This window comes from Streptomyces sp. NPDC018263, assembly GCF_055562575.1.
This window is the reverse complement of sequence record NZ_JBVHFA010000007.1, coordinates 74,084-87,817: the sequence shown is the minus strand read 5'-3', so window position 1 is coordinate 87,817 and position 13,734 is coordinate 74,084. Positions and strand designations below refer to the sequence as shown.

Below are 13,734 nucleotides of genomic sequence, written 5' to 3'. Positions count from 1 at the left end.
CGCAGGCGATCAGGACAGCGCGGAGCGCAGATCCCTCTTGAGGATCTTGCCGCTGGGCGTGTGGGGAAGCTCGTCGGCGAAGACGACGCGGCGCGGCTTCTTGTAGGAGGCGATCTTCCCCCTGGTGAAGTCGATCAGTTGCTCCTCCGTCGGCGCGGGAACCCCCTGCCGCCGCACGACGACCGCGGTGACCTGCTCGCCCCATTTGTCGTGCGGCAGGCCGATCACGGCCACGTCGGCCACGGCCGGGTGCTCGGCGAGGACGGACTCGACCTCGATCGGGTAGACGTTCTCGCCACCCGTGATGATCACGTCCTTGATCCGGTCGGTGATGTAGAGGAAGCCGTCCTCGTCGAGGTAGCCCGCGTCACCCGTGTGCAGCCAGCCCTGCGCGTCGAGAAGCGCGGCACTCTCCTCGGGCCGGTTCCAGTAGCCGGTCGTGTTGTGCCGTGAGCGGGTCCGGATCTCCCCCACCTCGCGCGGCGGGAGCGGCTCGCCCGTGGCCGGGTCGGCGATGACCAGGTAGACGCCCGGCATCGCACGGCCGGCCGACCGCAGCAGGTGCCGGCGCGGCCCGTCCGGGTCGTGCTCCTCGGGCCGCAGGAAGGTGATGGAGCCGGCGGTCTCGGTCAGGCCGTACCTCTGCACGAAGTCGCAGCCGAACACCGCCATGGCCCGCCGCAGTTGGGGCGGGGTGATCGGGGAGGCGCCATAGACGACGGTCTTCATACGGGAGAAGTCGCGGTCGTGGATGTCGGGCAGCCCGGTCATCATCTGGAGCATCGCCGGGACGAAGAAGGCGTGGGTCACCCCGAGGCTCTCCATCAGTTCGGCCAGAGCGGGCGGGCGGAACTCCGCGAGCATCCTCGTGTGGGCGCCGGCGCTCAGGGCCGAGCCCAGCCAGCCCGTGCCCGCCACATGAAACATCGGCAGGCAGTTGATCGTGACCGACTCCTCGTCCCAGCCGTGGACGGCGCTGATGTCCGCCGAGGTCCAGAAGCTGCCGTGGCTGACCAGCACACCCTTGGGCACGCCGGTGGTACCGGAGGTGTAGAGCTGCAGGAAGACCGCCTCCGGGTCGGTGCCGTGGCCCGGGTCGTCGTCGGGTGCCTGAACGAGCCAGGTCTCGTAGTCGAGCAGGTCTGCGGCAGCGTCGATGTGCTCCCCGGGGGCCTCGCCGACGGCGACCAGGACGAGCTCCGGCATCGCGTCGCGCACCTGCCGTGCCAGCGGCAGGAACCGGGGTTCGGTCACCAGGACCTTGAGCTGTGCGTCCCTTGCGACGGCGGCCAGTTCGGGGGCGGCCAGGCGCCAGTTGAGCGGCACCGCGACCTGGCCGGACTTGGCGGCGGCGATCAGCAACTCGGCGGATTCGGGGCGGGCGGTGAGCAGAGAGCCGATACGGGCCCCGGCCGGTGCCGCGCCCAGCAGCGCGCGGGCCAGGCGGTTGGTGCGGCTGTCGAGCTCGGCGTAGTCGAGGACGCGTCCCTCGGTGCTGAGGGCGGGGCGGTGTCCGCGCTCACGGGCGTGCAGGCGGACCATTTCGGGAAGGTGGCGGCCCATGGGGCTCCCTCGTTCGTCGTGGGCGGGGAGGAGCGGCTGAGCGGGTGATCCCGCGCGCCGGGCGCACCCACGTGCGGTGCGCCCGGCGCGCGTGCGCGGACCCATGACGGGTCCGGTGACCGCGCGGTGTCAGCCGCGCGGGCCGCCGGCGACGTAGAGGACCTGTCCGGTGACGAACCGGGCCTCGCCGCGCACGAAGTAGGAGACGGCGGCGGCGATGTCCTCCGGCGCCCCGACGCTGCGGGTGGCGGCGCGCTCGGCGGCTGCCTTCTTGAAGTCCTCGAAGGAGAGGCCGACACGCTCGGCGGTGGCGGCGGTCATCTCCGTGACGATGAATCCGGGCGCGATGGCGTTGACGGTGACACCGAACGGGCCGAGTTCGATGGCGAGGGTCTTGGTGAAGCCCTGCATGCCGGCCTTGGCGGCGGAGTAGTTGGCCTGCCCGCGGTTGCCGAGGGCCGCGGTGGAGGAGAGGTTGACGATGCGTCCCCACTTGGCGGCGGTCATGTTCTTCTGCACCTCGCGGCTCATCAGGAAGGCGCCGCGCAGATGGACTCCGAGGACGGCGTCCCAGTCCTGCTCGGTCATCTTGAAAAGGAGGTTGTCGCGGGTGATCCCGGCGTTGTTGACCAGCACGGTCGGGGCGCCGAGCTCGGCTACCACGCCGTCGACGGCGGCGGCGACCTTGCCCGCGTCGGCGACGTCCACGGAGAGGGCGACGGCGCGGCCACCGTCCTTCTCGATCGCGGCGACGGTTTCGGCGCAGGCGTCGGCGTCCAGGTCGAGTACGGCGACCGCGAAGCCGTCGCCGGCCAGACGCCGCGCGGTGGCGGCGCCGATGCCGCGCGCGGCTCCGGTGACGATGGCGACGCGCGGGGAAGTGCTGCTGTCGGACACGGGAGACTCCAGACGGGCTACGAGGGGGAGGTGTTCAGGCGTAGAGGCGTACGACGGTCTCGGCGACGCAGGCGGGTTTGGCCGAGCCCTCGATCTCGATGGTCACGGTGGTGGTGATCTGGAAGCCGCCCGCGACCTCCTCGGCCGCGGTGACGGCGACGGTCGGCCGGGTCCGGGCGCCGACCCGCACGGGCGAGGGGAAACGCACCTTGTTCAGGCCGTAGTTGACGCCCATCCGGACGCCCTCGACGCGGTAGACGTCGCGGGTGAGCGCCGGGATCAGCGACAGGGTGAGGTAGCCGTGGGCGATGGTCGCGCCGAAGGGTCCGTCCGCGGCACGCTCGACGTCGACGTGGATCCACTGGTGGTCGCCGGTGGCGTCGGCGAACAGATCGACCCGCTTCTGGTCGATCTCGGTCCACTCGCCGGTCCCGATCGTGGTGCCGACGGCGGAGGCGAGTTCGGCGGGCGAGCCGAAGGTCCTCACGGTCTTCCTTCCCTGGATGCGAAGACGACCGAGCCGCTGCAGCCGGGTGCACGTCCCGGCGTACCGGCCTGCAGTTGGACGGTGTCGTCGTGCGGGGTGCCCGCGACGAGTACGGGGGCGGGCGCGAACTGGGGGCTGCGCAGCCGGTAGCTGAACGAGGCGACGGACCGGTGGGAAGCGAAGCGGCGCACCACCTCCAGCAGGGAGAGCGCGAGCAGCGGGCCGTGGACCACGAGGCCGGGGTAGCCCTCGACGCGGGTGGTGTAGTCGCGGTCGTAGTGGATGCGGTGGGCGTTGTAGGTGAGCGCGCTGAACCGGAACAGCAGCGTCGGTTCGGGCGCGAGCGTGAAGCTCCACGGCTGGGCCGCCGGCTCGGGAGCGGGTGCCTCGGTCTCTGCCGCGACGGCAGGACGGGCGGGTGCGTCGGCCTGCTTGTAGATGTCGGCCTGCTTGTACACGAGGTCCTGCTCCTCGACCGTGCGGATCTGTTCGTCGACCGTGTAGGTGTGGCGGACCGTCACCAGCAGCAGCCAGCCGCTGCCGCCTCGGGTGACACGGACCCGGGTCACCTCCGAGCGGCGGGTGAGCCGGTCCCCGACGCGGATCGGCGCGCGGAACTCCAGGCGTCCGCCGCCGAACATGCGACGTCGCTCGGGAAGCGGCGGCACGAAGAGACCGTCGCGGGGGTGGCCGTCCTCGCCGAGCTCGGCCTGGGCGGGCTGGTCGAGCAGGTAGAGCCAGTGCCACAGCGGCGGCAGCGGATCGCCGACCGCGCCGGCGGGCGGCTCCTGGTCGAACAGGCCCGCGAGGGCCGGCACAGGCGCGCTGGTGACGAGGCCGGTCACCTCGACCGGTTCCGGTCGCCAGTGCTCGGCGAGGTCGGCGAAGAGGGCGGGGGGCTGCTCGCGCGGGTCCAGGGCGCTCATCCGAGGGCCTGCGCGGTGCCGAGCAGTGCGGTGGCCTGGCTGGACAGTACGCCGCCGTTTCCGTTGACGAGCGCGACCTGGACGTCACGCTGCTGGCGCGCGCCCGCCTCGCCGCGCAGTTGCCGGACCGCCTCGATGACGAGGAAGATCCCGTACATGCCCGGGTGGCAGTAGGCCAGGCCGCCGCCGTTGGTGTTGACCGGAAGTTCGCCGCCGGGGGCGATCCGCCCGCCGGAGACGAACGCGCCACCGTCGCCCTTGGCGCAGAACCCGAGGTCCTCCAGGAACAGGATCGGGTTGACCGTGAACGCGTCGTAGAGCTGGACCACGTCCACGTCGGCGGGCTTGAGCCCGGCCATCTCGAACGCCCGGCCGCCGGATTCGACCGCCGCGGTGGTGGTGAGGTCGGGCATCTGCGACATCGAGCGGTGCCAGTGCGCCTCGCCCGCGCCCAGCAGGTACGCGGGGTCGCCTCGCAGCTCGCGGGCCCGCTCGGCGCTGGTGAGGATCACCGATCCGCCACCGTCGGTGACCAGACAGCAGTCCTTCGAGGTGAGCGGGTGGCTGATCATCCGCGAGGAGAGGACCTCCTCCACCGTCAGCGGGCCGCGGCCGTAGGTGAACGCGGCGGGGTTGAGCTGCGCCCAGGCACGCGCGGCGACGGCGACCTCGGCGAGCTGCTCGCGGATGGTGCCGTACTCGTGCATGTGACGGGAGGCCGCGAGCGCGTACATGGAGACGGGGTAGCGCGGTTTGTAGGCCTCTTCCCATGGCAGGAGCTTGGTCGGCGAGACGAGGCGTCCGCCGTCGGAGCGCTGGGTGGAGCCGTAGGCGATGAGCGCGGTCGTGCACAGGCCGGCCTCGATGGCGGCGGCGGCGTGCAGCAGGTGGGAGACGAACGAGGAGCCGCCCATGTTGGAGGAGTCGCTGTAGCGGGGGCGGATGCCGAGGTACTCGGCGACGTCCAGGGTCGCGAAGGGCAGGTAGGAGGAGGCGCAGAAGAAGCCGTCGATCTCGGACTTGGCGACGCCGGCGTCCTTCAGGGCCCGGGTGGCGGCCTGGCCGATCAGGTCGAAGTGGGTGAGCCCCGGGGCGACCTGCCCGAGGTCGGACTCGGCGACGCCGACGACGGCCGACCTGCCGCGCAGGCTGCGGTCGGTCATCGGCCGGTCTCCTCATCGCTGTCGGCGTACTCGGGGTGGAAGACGGCGAGCGGCGCTCCGTCCTCCTGGACGACCGTCAGGCGGACCCGGGCCCCGATGGCGACGCGCTCGGGCGCGACGCCCTCGACGCGGGTCATCATCCGGAAGCCCTCGTCGAGGTCGACGAGCGCGACGTTGTACGGTTCGCGGCCGCGGGCGTGCAGGACGGTGGTGGCGTAGACGGTGCCGCGCCCGGCGCTGGTGTGCCAGGTGAGCTTCTCGCCGCCGCAGACGGGGCACAGCACGCGGGGGTGGAAGACGGGGCGGTCGCAGTCGGCGCACTGCTGGAAGCGCAGTTCGCCCGCCGCGAGGCCGTCGGCGTAGCCAAGGGCGGGGGCGGTCATCGGCGACCCCTGCCGTCGGCGGGGTTGCGGGCGATGTGCTGCTTGGCGATGACGTTGCGCTGGATCTCGTTGGTGCCCTCCCCGACGATCATCAGGGGGGCGTCGCGGAAGTAGCGCTCGACGTCGAACTCGGTCGAGTAGCCGTAACCGCCGTGGATGCGCACCGCGTTGAGGGCGATCTCCATGCAGACCTCGGAGGCGAACAGCTTCGCCATCCCGGCCTCCATGTCGGCGCGCTCCCCCGCGTCGACGCGCGCGGCGGCGTCGAGGGTGAGCAGGCGGGCGGCCCGGAGCTTGGTGGCGCCGTCGGCCAGGTAGCCGCCGATGGCCTGGTGCTGCCAGATCGGCTGCCCGAAGGTGTGACGCTCCTGGGCGTAGCGGGTGGCGTCGTCCAGGGCGGCCTGGGCGACGCCCAGGGCGCGGGAGGCGACCTGGATGCGGCCGATCTCCAGGCCGCGCATCATCTGCGCGAAGCCCAGACCGGAGGCGCCGCCGAGAACGGCGGTCTCGGGGACGCGGACCTGGTCGAAGACGACCTCGCAGCTCTCGACGCCCTTGTAGCCGAGCTTGGGCAGGTCCTTGGAGACCTGGTAGCCGGCGTCCTGCTCGACCAGCAGGATGGAGTAGCCCTTGTTCTGTCTCGGCTCGGTGCGGCACAGCAGGGCGATGAGCCCGGCGCGGCGGGAGTTGGTGATCCAGGTCTTGGTGCCGTCGATGGTCCAACCGCCGTCGGCCAGGACCGCCTTGGTACGCATGGCCTGGAGGTCGGAGCCGCCGCCGGGCTCGGTCAGGGCCATGGTGGCGCGCAGTTCCCCGGTCGCGAGGCGGGGCAGGTAGGCGGCCCGCTGCTCGGGGGTGCCGAAGGTGCGGATCAGGTAGGTGACCACCGAGTGGCCGCCCATGGCACCGGACAGGGACATCCAGCCGCGGGCCAGTTCCTGGGCCACCAGGGCGAAGCAGCCGGTGGAGACGTCGACGCCGCCGTGTTCGGCCGGGGCGAGCAGGCCGAACACACCGAGCCTTTTCATCTGCTCGATCAGTCGCTCGGGGTAGGCGTTGGCGTGCTCCAACTCCTGGGCCACGGGCCGGACCTCGCGATCGACGAAGTCGGCGACGACCTCGACGATCTCTCGCTCGTCGTCGGACAGGCGGGCGCTGACGGGGATTTCGGTCATGCTCATCGGACACCGTCCTTGATCAGGGACCGGCCGATGATCAGCTTCTGGATCTCGCTGGTGCCCTCGTAGATACGGAAGAGGCGGGCGTCGCGGTACATGCGCTCGACGGGGACCTCGCGCATGTAGCCCATGCCGCCGTGGATCTGCACGGCCAGGTCGGCGGCGCGGCCGACCATCTCGGAGCAGAAGAGCTTGGCGGCGGACGGCCCGACCTTGCGGTCCTCGCCGCTGTCGTAGGCGCGGGCGGCCTCCAGGACCATGGCGCGTCCGGCGTACAGGCCGGTCTGCATCTCCGCGAGCATGGCCTGGACGAGCTGGAACTCGCCGATCGGGGTGCCGCCCTGGCGGTTGGTCCGCGCGTGGGCGACGGATTCGGCCAGCAGGCGCTGGGCCATGCCCACGCACAGCGCGGCGATGTGGACCCGCCCGCGGACCAGGGACTTCATGGCCTCGGAGAACCCGGCGCCTTCGCGTCCGCCGACGAGCGCGCTCGCCTCGACCCTCACCTGGTCGAAGAAGACCTCGGCGGTCCAGGCGCCGGCCTGGCCCATCTTGTGGTCCTTGGGGCCGACGGTCACGCCGGACAGCTTCGCGTCGACCAGGAAGACGGAGATCCCCTTCGCGCCTCGGGACTCCGCGCCGGTCCGGGCGAAGACGACGAACAGGTCCGCCAGCGGCGCATTGGTGATGAACCGCTTGGCGCCGTCGATCACCCAGCCGTCGCCGTCGCGGACGGCCCGGGTGGTCAGGCCCGAGGGGTCGGAGCCGGCCTCGGCCTCGGTGAGCGCGAAGGACGCCACCTGGCCGGCGACCAGGCGCGGCAGCCACTCCTGCTGCTGCTCCTCGGTGCCCGCGCTGACCAGCACCTTGCCGGCGATGCCGTTGTTGGTGCCGAACATGGAGCGGAACGCGGGCGTGGTCCAGCCGAACTCGAAGGCCAGTCGCACGTCCTCGGTGAGGGTGGCCCCGAGGCCGCCGAACTCCTCGGGGAGGGTGTACCCGAACAGGCCCATGTCGACGGCCTTGCGCCGGATGTCAGGCGGGATCGCGTCGGTCTGCTGTATCTCGTCCTCGCGCGGGACGACGTACTCGCGCACGAAGCGGCGGACGGCGTCGAGCACGTCCTTGAACTCGGCTGCTTCCATGGGCCTTTCTCCGGGTGGGCTGGGTGGCGGTCGGTCGCGGGTGGGGGGGAAGCGTCCGTCAGATCAGTTCGAGAACGGTGGCGTTGGCCATCCCACCGCCCTCGCACATGGCCTGCAGGCCGTAGCGGATGCCCTGGTCGCGCATGTGGTGGACGAGGGTGGTCATGAGGCGGGCGCCCGAGCCTCCGAGGGGGTGGCCGAGCGCCATCGCGCCGCCGTTGGGGTTGAGGCGCTCGTAGTCGGCGCCGGTGGCGCGCTGCCAGCCGAGCGAGACGGAGGCGAAGGCCTCGTTGATCTCGAAAGCGCCGATCTGGTCGATCGTCAGCCCCGCGCGCTTGAGCGCCTTCTCGGTGGCGGGGATCGGGCCCTTGAGCATGGTGATCGGGTCGACGCCGGTGACCACCCCGGTGTGGAAGCGGGCGATCGGGGCCCAGCCGTTGGCGGCGGCGATCTCGCTGGTCGTGATGAGCAGTGCGGCGGCGCCGTCGGAGATCTGGGAGGCGTTGCCCGCCGAGATGACGCCGTCCTCCTTGAACGGCGTCTTCAGCGCCCCGAGTTGCTCCAGAGTGCCGCCGCGGCGGACGCCCTCGTCCGTGTCGGCGATCGTGCCGTCGTCGCGGGTGACCGGGGCGATCTGGCCCTTGAAGCGGCCCTCGTCGATCGCGTGGGCGGCGCGGGCATGGGAGTCGAGGGCGTGCTGGTCCAGGTCGGTGCGGCTCAGTCCGAACTCGGCGGCGATCATCTCGGCGCCGATGCCCTGGTTGAAGCGGTAGTTGTCGTAACGGGCGGCGACGAGCGGACCGTAGGGCTCGCCGAACGCTCCGCCGGCGCGGGTCGCGCCCATCGGGACCCGGCTCATCGACTCCACGCCGCCGGCGACGGCGATGTCGTACTGGCCCGCGATGACGGCGGCGGCGACCTGGTGGACGGCCTGCTGCGAGGAGCCGCACTGGCGGTCGACGGTCAGACCCGGTACGTGCTCGGGCCAGCCGGCGGCGAGGACGGAGTAGCGGCCGATGCTGCCGGCCTGCTCGCCGACCTGGGAGACGCAGCCCCACACGACGTCGTCGACGGTGGCCGGGTCGAGCGCGTTGCGGCTGGCCAGCGCCCTGAGGATGTGGGCGGACAGGTCGGTGGGATGGATCGAGGAGAGGGCGCCGCCGGGCTTGCCCTTCCCGACCGGGGTGCGCACGGCGTCGACGATCACTGCGTCACGCATGAGGGGCTGCTCCTTCGAAGAGTGGTCGGTGCCGGTGTCCTGCCGACGGGCTACTTGGGCGCCATCCGGATCGCGCCGTCCAGACGGATGACCTCGCCGTTCAGGTAGTCGTTGGCGACGATCGCGGCGACGAGCCCGGCGTACTCGGACGGACGGCCGAGCCGGGCCGGGTGCGGGACCTGCTTGCCGAGCGAGTCGCGGGCCTCCTGCGGGAGGCGCCCGAGCAAGGGGGTGTCGAAGAGGCCCGGGGCGATGGTCAGCACGCGGACGCCGATGCCGGCGAGGTCGCGGGCGATGGGGAGGGTCATGCCGACGAGGCCGCCCTTGGACGCGGAGTAGGCGCACTGGCCGATCTGGCCGTCGAAGGCGGCGACCGAGGCGGTGTTGACGATGACGCCGCGCTGTCCGTCGACCGGCTCGTTGCGGGCCATCTCGGCGGCGGCCAGGCGCAGCACGTTGAAGCTGCCGATCAGGTTGATCTCGACGACGCGGCGGAAGTCCTCCAGCGGATAGGCCGAGCCGTCGCGGGCCACGGTACGGCCGGCCTTGCCGAGCCCCGCACAGTTGACCGTCACGCGCAGCGGCCCGAGTGCGGCCGCGGTGGCGACCGCGTGGGCGGCGTCCTCCTCGCTGCGCACGTCGCCGGCCACGAAGCGGACCTGGACGCCGGTGCCCTCGGGAGCCTGGGCGGCGAGTTCCTTCGCGGTCTCCTCTCCCGCGGAGGTCGGCAGGTCGAGCAGGACGACGTGGGCGCCGTCCGCGACCAGTCGCGCGGCGGTGGCCCGGCCCAGCCCGGAGGCTCCCCCGGTGACGATGGCTGAGGCTCCGCTGATCTGCATGCTGTCGGCTCCCTGTTCCAGAACGAGACGGTCGACACGGCCGGGATGTGGCCGCCGACTCAATCTATTCGAACGATCGATAAGTTACGCTCGGCTGACAAGGCTGTCCAGGTCGTCGGCGCTTCGCCGCGGCGTGAGGTGTTTCACCCCGGCCCCCCTCCTCAAGGTCCCCGTGCCCCTCCCCGGAAGGCTCTCGTCATGTCGACCCCTCGCTCCCTGAAAGGGCGCACCGTGCTGATGTCCGGCGGCAGCCGGGGCATCGGCCTCGCCATCGCCCTGCGCGCCGCCGCCGACGGCGCGAACATCGTGCTGCTCGCCAAGACCGACACCCCCGACCCACGCCTTCCCGGCACGATCCACACCGCCGCGCAGGCGATCCGCGACGCGGGCGGCCAGGTGCTGGCCCACGTCGGCGACGTCCGCGACGAGCATCACGTCCGCGCGGCCGTCGCCGCCGCGGTGGAGCGGTTCGGCGGCATCGACGTGCTGGTCAACAACGCGTCCGCGATCACCCTGCAGAACCCGGGCGAACTCCCGCTCAAGCGCTACGACCTGATGATGGACGTCAACGCGCGAGGCACGTTCACGCTGACCTCGCACGCGCTTCCGCACCTGCTGCGCTCCGGCGACGCGCACGTGCTCACCCTGTCGCCGCCGCTCTCCGCCGACCGGCGCTGGCTGCGCGCACACGCCCCGTACACCGTCAGCAAGTTCGCGATGACGATGATCACCCTCGGTGTCGCCGAGGAACACCGTGGCACCTCCCTGGCGGCCAACTGCCTGTGGCCGCGCACGGTCGTCGCCACCGCGGCGAGCGCGCTGACGCGCGGGGAGGAGGCTGTGCGCCGGGTCAGCCGGACGCCGCAGATCATGGCCGACGCCGCCTGGGAGGTGCTCACCAGACCGGCTGCCGACTGCACCGGGAACACCTTCGTGGACGAGGAGGTGCTCCGCGAGGCCGGCGTCACCGACTTCGCTCGCTACCGGGCCGATCCCGCCGGTTCCGAGCCGCTGGCCGTGGACATCTTCCTGGACTGATCACGCGGCGGGCGCGGCGCCCGGACGGGGAACCGTCAGGGCGCCGCGCCCGTCGTGTCACCGCACCGGCAGCCCGAGGGCGGCGAGGGCGCGCAGGTAGACCGGGCGGTCGACCATGACGCCGTCCAGGCCCACGGAGCCGAGTCCGCCGCGCTCCCCCTCCTCGAAGGCGTCCACGACGCGCCGGGACCACTCCCGCTCGGCCGCGCCCGCGGTGAATGCCTCGTTCGCCAGCGGGACCTGGTCGGGGTGGATGCAGAACTTGCCGTGGAAGCCGAGGGTGCGCGCCCACCGCGCCTGGGCCGTGAACAGCTCCAGGTCGCGGTAGTCGGCCTCGGGTCCGTCCATGGCGCCGATCCCGGCCGCCGCGGCCGCGGTGGCGATCCGGGCCCGCGGGTGGGCCAACTCCTCGGCCTTTCTCGTGCGCTGGACGCCGAGCGCGGCGGTGTAGTCCTCCGCCCCGAGCGCGACGCCCGCCAGGCGCGGTGTGGCGGCGCAGATCTCCTCGACCCGGGTGAGCGCGGCCGGAGACTCGATCCAGGCCATGAGCCGGACGCGGCCGGAGGGCAGGCCGCGTTGGCGCTCCAGCAGGGTCAGGTAGTGGTCGACGGTGAGCAGGACGTCCGGGCTGTCGGCCTTGGGAAGGTGCACGCCGTCGAGTCCGGCTCGGACGACGGCATCGAGGTCGTCCTCCAGCAAGCCGCTGTCGAGGGCGTTGGGCCGGACCCAGACCTGACGGCCGGTACGCGCGAGTTCGGGGACGCGGCTCGCCACCAGGACGCGGGCGGCGGACTTCTCCGTGTCGGGGACGGAGTCCTCCAGATCCAGCAGCAGCGCGTCGGCCGGGCTGTCGGCCGCCTTGTCGAGGAAGCGCTCGCGGTTCCCGGGGACGGACAGCATGGAGCGCAGGCGCGTCGTCGGCGTCACTCCTCCCCCTGCCCGGCTGCGAACTCGGCGCGGATCGCCGCCGTATGCTCGCCGAGCGCCGGCACCGCCCCCATGGCCGCGTCGCGGTCGCGGAAGGTGACGGGAGGCAGCAGCCCGCGCAGTGGGCCGACGGGGGTGTCCACACTGCGCCACCGGTCCCGGGCGGCCAACTGGGGGTGGTCGATGAACTCGGCCATGGTGCGCAGCCTCGCGTTGGCGATACCGGCGGCCTCCAGCCGCTCCAGCGCCTGTTCGGTGGTCAGCCGGGAGAAGTGCTCTTCCAGGACGGCGGTGAGCTCGGCGTCGTGGGCGAACCTGGTGGGGTTGTCGGCGAAGCGCGGGTCGCGGATCAGGTCGGGCCGCTCCAGGACCTGCTCGCACAGGGCGACCCAGTCGCGGTCGCTCTGCACGGACAGGAACACCTGCCCTCCGTCACCGGCCGTGTAGTGGCCGTAGGGCGAGATCGACGGATGGCGTGCCCCGCTTCGGGTGAGCGGAGCATCGCCGTAGAGGGCGGTGTAGAAGGGTTGCCCCAGCCACTCCCCCAGGGCGTCCAGCATCGCCACGTCGAAGGCGCTGCCCTGACCGGTGCGCTCACGCTCGTACAGAGCGGCGAGAACGCCGCTGAACGCGTACATCCCGGCGGCGATGTCGGCCATGGAGGCGCCCGCCCGAGCCGGCTGCTGCGGTGTGCCGGTCAGTGAGACCAGGCCCGTCTCGCACTGGACGAGCAGATCGAATGCCTTCTTGTCGCGGTAGGGCCCACGGTCCCCGTATCCCGAGATGCCGGCCACGACCAGACGCGGCCGACGGGCGCGCAGCGCCTCCGCGCCGAGCCCGAGGCGTTCGGCCGCGCCCGGAGCGAGGTTCTGCACGAACACGTCGGCCTGGTCCAGGAGCCGGTCGAACAGTGCGCGGTCGGCATCGGCCTTGAGGTCCAGAACGACGGACTCCTTGCCGCGGTTGCACCACACGAAGTAGGCGGACAGGCCCTTGGCCGCACGGTCGTAGTCTCGGGCGAAGTCGCCGCCGGGGCGCTCGACCTTGATGACGCGGGCGCCGAGATCGGCGAGCTGGCGGGTGGCGAAGGGAGCGGCCACGGCCTGCTCCAGGGAGACGACGGTGACTCCGTCGAGTGGCAGCACGGTTCAGCTCCTGTGAGTGCGGATGACGGCCGCGGCCCCTTCGACCTTCCGCGGGCGCGGCAGAGACAACCTCATCATTTTCGAACATTCGTTAAGTTATGCTGCCCGGGGCGCGGTGTCCACCCGCGCGGCACGGCCCTACCTATGATCGGAGTCGCAGGCAGCGATCGCGCCAACGCCGACCGAGGATGATCCACCGATGCGCCCCTCTCGCCACAAGACCATCATCGAAGCCGCGCGCGCGGAGATCGTCGAGCGCGGCTACGCGGCCGTGTCGATCCGGGACATCGCCCAGCGCGCGGGCATGAGCATGTCGGCGCTGTACCACTACTACCCCGGCAAGCAGGCTCTGTTGATGGCGATCCTCGACGAAGGAGTGGACGCGTTCTTCACGGCCTGCCAGGAGGCACTCGCCGAGGCGGGCGACGATCCTGCCGAGCGCCTGGAGGCGCTGGTCACCGCCACGGTGCGGTTCCGTGCGGAGCACCCGGTCAAGAGCGCGATCACGTTGAGCGAGGAGCGCAGCCTGGAGCCGGGGAACCAGGAGCGCTACCAGCGCCGGCTGGGGGAGAGCACCCGGCTGTTCCAGGCGATCGTCGAGGACGGCGTCGCCCAGGGTCTGTTCAACACCCCTTATCCCGAGGACGCGCGACGCGCCATCATCGCGATGTGCAACGCGATCGGCCAGTGGTATCGAGCGGACGGGCCGCTGACCCTGGACGACCTCGCCGAGCGCTACGTCGCCCTGGCGCTCACCCTGGTCGAGTACCGGCCCCGCGCCGCGCGCCGCACCGCGAGGCCGAAGTCCTCCGGCTGACCGCCCG

General features: G+C 72.0%; 14 protein-coding genes. 2 read left to right on the top strand and 12 right to left on the bottom strand.

Going from position 1 to position 13,734, the window contains the following annotated elements; genetic code table 11:
- Positions 1-9: 9 nt before the first annotated feature.
- From ACZ3HQ_RS20885 to ACZ3HQ_RS20840, 10 genes are all read right to left on the bottom strand, one after another.
- Positions 10-1,563 carry a long-chain-fatty-acid--CoA ligase gene (locus ACZ3HQ_RS20885; RefSeq protein ID WP_467512953.1) on the bottom strand — a complete coding sequence of 518 codons (1,554 nt, stop codon included), beginning with the start codon at positions 1,561-1,563 and terminating at the stop codon, positions 10-12.
- Positions 1,564-1,692: 129 nt separating this feature from the next.
- The gene (gene fabG / locus ACZ3HQ_RS20880) at positions 1,693-2,460 is read right to left on the bottom strand and encodes a 3-oxoacyl-ACP reductase FabG (RefSeq protein ID WP_467512952.1); all 768 of its coding nucleotides are present in this window, start codon (positions 2,458-2,460) and stop codon (positions 1,693-1,695) included.
- Between the two features lie 34 nt (positions 2,461-2,494).
- Complete coding sequence (locus ACZ3HQ_RS20875) at positions 2,495-2,947, bottom strand: MaoC family dehydratase (RefSeq protein ID WP_467512950.1); 453 nt, start codon at positions 2,945-2,947, stop codon at positions 2,495-2,497.
- Positions 2,944-3,873 (bottom strand): HTD2 family dehydratase, encoded by a 930-nt coding sequence (locus ACZ3HQ_RS20870; RefSeq protein WP_467512948.1) that lies wholly within the window; start codon positions 3,871-3,873, stop codon positions 2,944-2,946. Before ACZ3HQ_RS20870 ends, ACZ3HQ_RS20875 begins: the two co-directional genes overlap by 4 nt.
- A complete protein-coding gene (locus ACZ3HQ_RS20865) occupies positions 3,870-5,036 on the bottom strand; it encodes a thiolase (RefSeq protein ID WP_467512946.1) in 1,167 nt (388 codons plus the stop codon). The genes ACZ3HQ_RS20870 and ACZ3HQ_RS20865 overlap by 4 nt, the downstream gene beginning before the upstream one ends.
- Positions 5,033-5,419, bottom strand: a complete 387-nt coding sequence (locus ACZ3HQ_RS20860; protein ID WP_467512944.1) for a Zn-ribbon domain-containing OB-fold protein — start codon at positions 5,417-5,419, stop codon at positions 5,033-5,035. Before ACZ3HQ_RS20860 ends, ACZ3HQ_RS20865 begins: the two co-directional genes overlap by 4 nt.
- Positions 5,416-6,600, bottom strand: coding sequence for an acyl-CoA dehydrogenase family protein (locus ACZ3HQ_RS20855; protein ID WP_467512942.1), 1,185 nt, complete (start codon positions 6,598-6,600; stop codon positions 5,416-5,418). The genes ACZ3HQ_RS20860 and ACZ3HQ_RS20855 overlap by 4 nt, the downstream gene beginning before the upstream one ends.
- Complete coding sequence (locus ACZ3HQ_RS20850; protein WP_467512940.1) at positions 6,597-7,742, bottom strand: acyl-CoA dehydrogenase family protein; 1,146 nt, start codon at positions 7,740-7,742, stop codon at positions 6,597-6,599. Before ACZ3HQ_RS20850 ends, ACZ3HQ_RS20855 begins: the two co-directional genes overlap by 4 nt.
- 58 nt (positions 7,743-7,800) lie before the next feature.
- A complete protein-coding gene (locus tag ACZ3HQ_RS20845) occupies positions 7,801-8,961 on the bottom strand; it encodes a thiolase family protein (RefSeq protein WP_467512938.1) in 1,161 nt (386 codons plus the stop codon).
- A 50-nt stretch (positions 8,962-9,011) separates the two neighbouring features.
- A complete protein-coding gene (locus ACZ3HQ_RS20840; protein WP_467512937.1) occupies positions 9,012-9,800 on the bottom strand; it encodes an SDR family NAD(P)-dependent oxidoreductase in 789 nt (262 codons plus the stop codon).
- Positions 9,801-9,998: 198 nt separating this feature from the next.
- On the opposite strand from ACZ3HQ_RS20840, the gene ACZ3HQ_RS20835 reads away from it, so the two are divergent.
- Positions 9,999-10,838, top strand: a complete 840-nt coding sequence (locus ACZ3HQ_RS20835; RefSeq protein ID WP_467512935.1) for an SDR family oxidoreductase — start codon at positions 9,999-10,001, stop codon at positions 10,836-10,838.
- 57 nt (positions 10,839-10,895) lie between these two features.
- Here the strand turns inward: ACZ3HQ_RS20835 and ACZ3HQ_RS20830 are convergent, their stop codons facing one another.
- Positions 10,896-11,765, bottom strand: coding sequence for an HpcH/HpaI aldolase/citrate lyase family protein (locus ACZ3HQ_RS20830; RefSeq protein WP_467512934.1), 870 nt, complete (start codon positions 11,763-11,765; stop codon positions 10,896-10,898).
- Positions 11,762-12,910, bottom strand: coding sequence for a CaiB/BaiF CoA transferase family protein (locus tag ACZ3HQ_RS20825; protein ID WP_467512932.1), 1,149 nt, complete (start codon positions 12,908-12,910; stop codon positions 11,762-11,764). The genes ACZ3HQ_RS20830 and ACZ3HQ_RS20825 overlap by 4 nt, the downstream gene beginning before the upstream one ends.
- Before the next feature lie 199 nt (positions 12,911-13,109).
- Between ACZ3HQ_RS20825 and ACZ3HQ_RS20820 the strand changes: the two genes are divergently transcribed.
- Positions 13,110-13,727, top strand: coding sequence for a TetR/AcrR family transcriptional regulator (locus tag ACZ3HQ_RS20820; protein WP_467512931.1), 618 nt, complete (start codon positions 13,110-13,112; stop codon positions 13,725-13,727).
- Positions 13,728-13,734: the final 7 nt, after the last annotated feature.

Bases quoted from the DNA above. Each gene is read 5' to 3' on its own strand.
- ACZ3HQ_RS20850 (WP_467512940.1), bottom strand. From the start codon at position 7,742: ATGGAAGCAGCCGAGTTCAAGGACGTGCTCGACGCCGTCCGCCGCTTC.
- ACZ3HQ_RS20885 (WP_467512953.1), bottom strand. From the start codon at position 1,563: ATGGGCCGCCACCTTCCCGAAATGGTCCGCCTGCACGCCCGTGAGCGC.
- ACZ3HQ_RS20860 (WP_467512944.1), bottom strand. From the start codon at position 5,419: ATGACCGCCCCCGCCCTTGGCTACGCCGACGGCCTCGCGGCGGGCGAA.
- ACZ3HQ_RS20870 (WP_467512948.1), bottom strand. From the start codon at position 3,873: ATGAGCGCCCTGGACCCGCGCGAGCAGCCCCCCGCCCTCTTCGCCGAC.
- ACZ3HQ_RS20820 (WP_467512931.1), top strand. From the start codon at position 13,110: ATGCGCCCCTCTCGCCACAAGACCATCATCGAAGCCGCGCGCGCGGAG.
- ACZ3HQ_RS20840 (WP_467512937.1), bottom strand. From the start codon at position 9,800: ATGCAGATCAGCGGAGCCTCAGCCATCGTCACCGGGGGAGCCTCCGGG.
- ACZ3HQ_RS20845 (WP_467512938.1), bottom strand. From the start codon at position 8,961: ATGCGTGACGCAGTGATCGTCGACGCCGTGCGCACCCCGGTCGGGAAG.
- ACZ3HQ_RS20865 (WP_467512946.1), bottom strand. From the start codon at position 5,036: ATGACCGACCGCAGCCTGCGCGGCAGGTCGGCCGTCGTCGGCGTCGCC.
- ACZ3HQ_RS20835 (WP_467512935.1), top strand. From the start codon at position 9,999: ATGTCGACCCCTCGCTCCCTGAAAGGGCGCACCGTGCTGATGTCCGGC.
- ACZ3HQ_RS20855 (WP_467512942.1), bottom strand. From the start codon at position 6,600: ATGAGCATGACCGAAATCCCCGTCAGCGCCCGCCTGTCCGACGACGAG.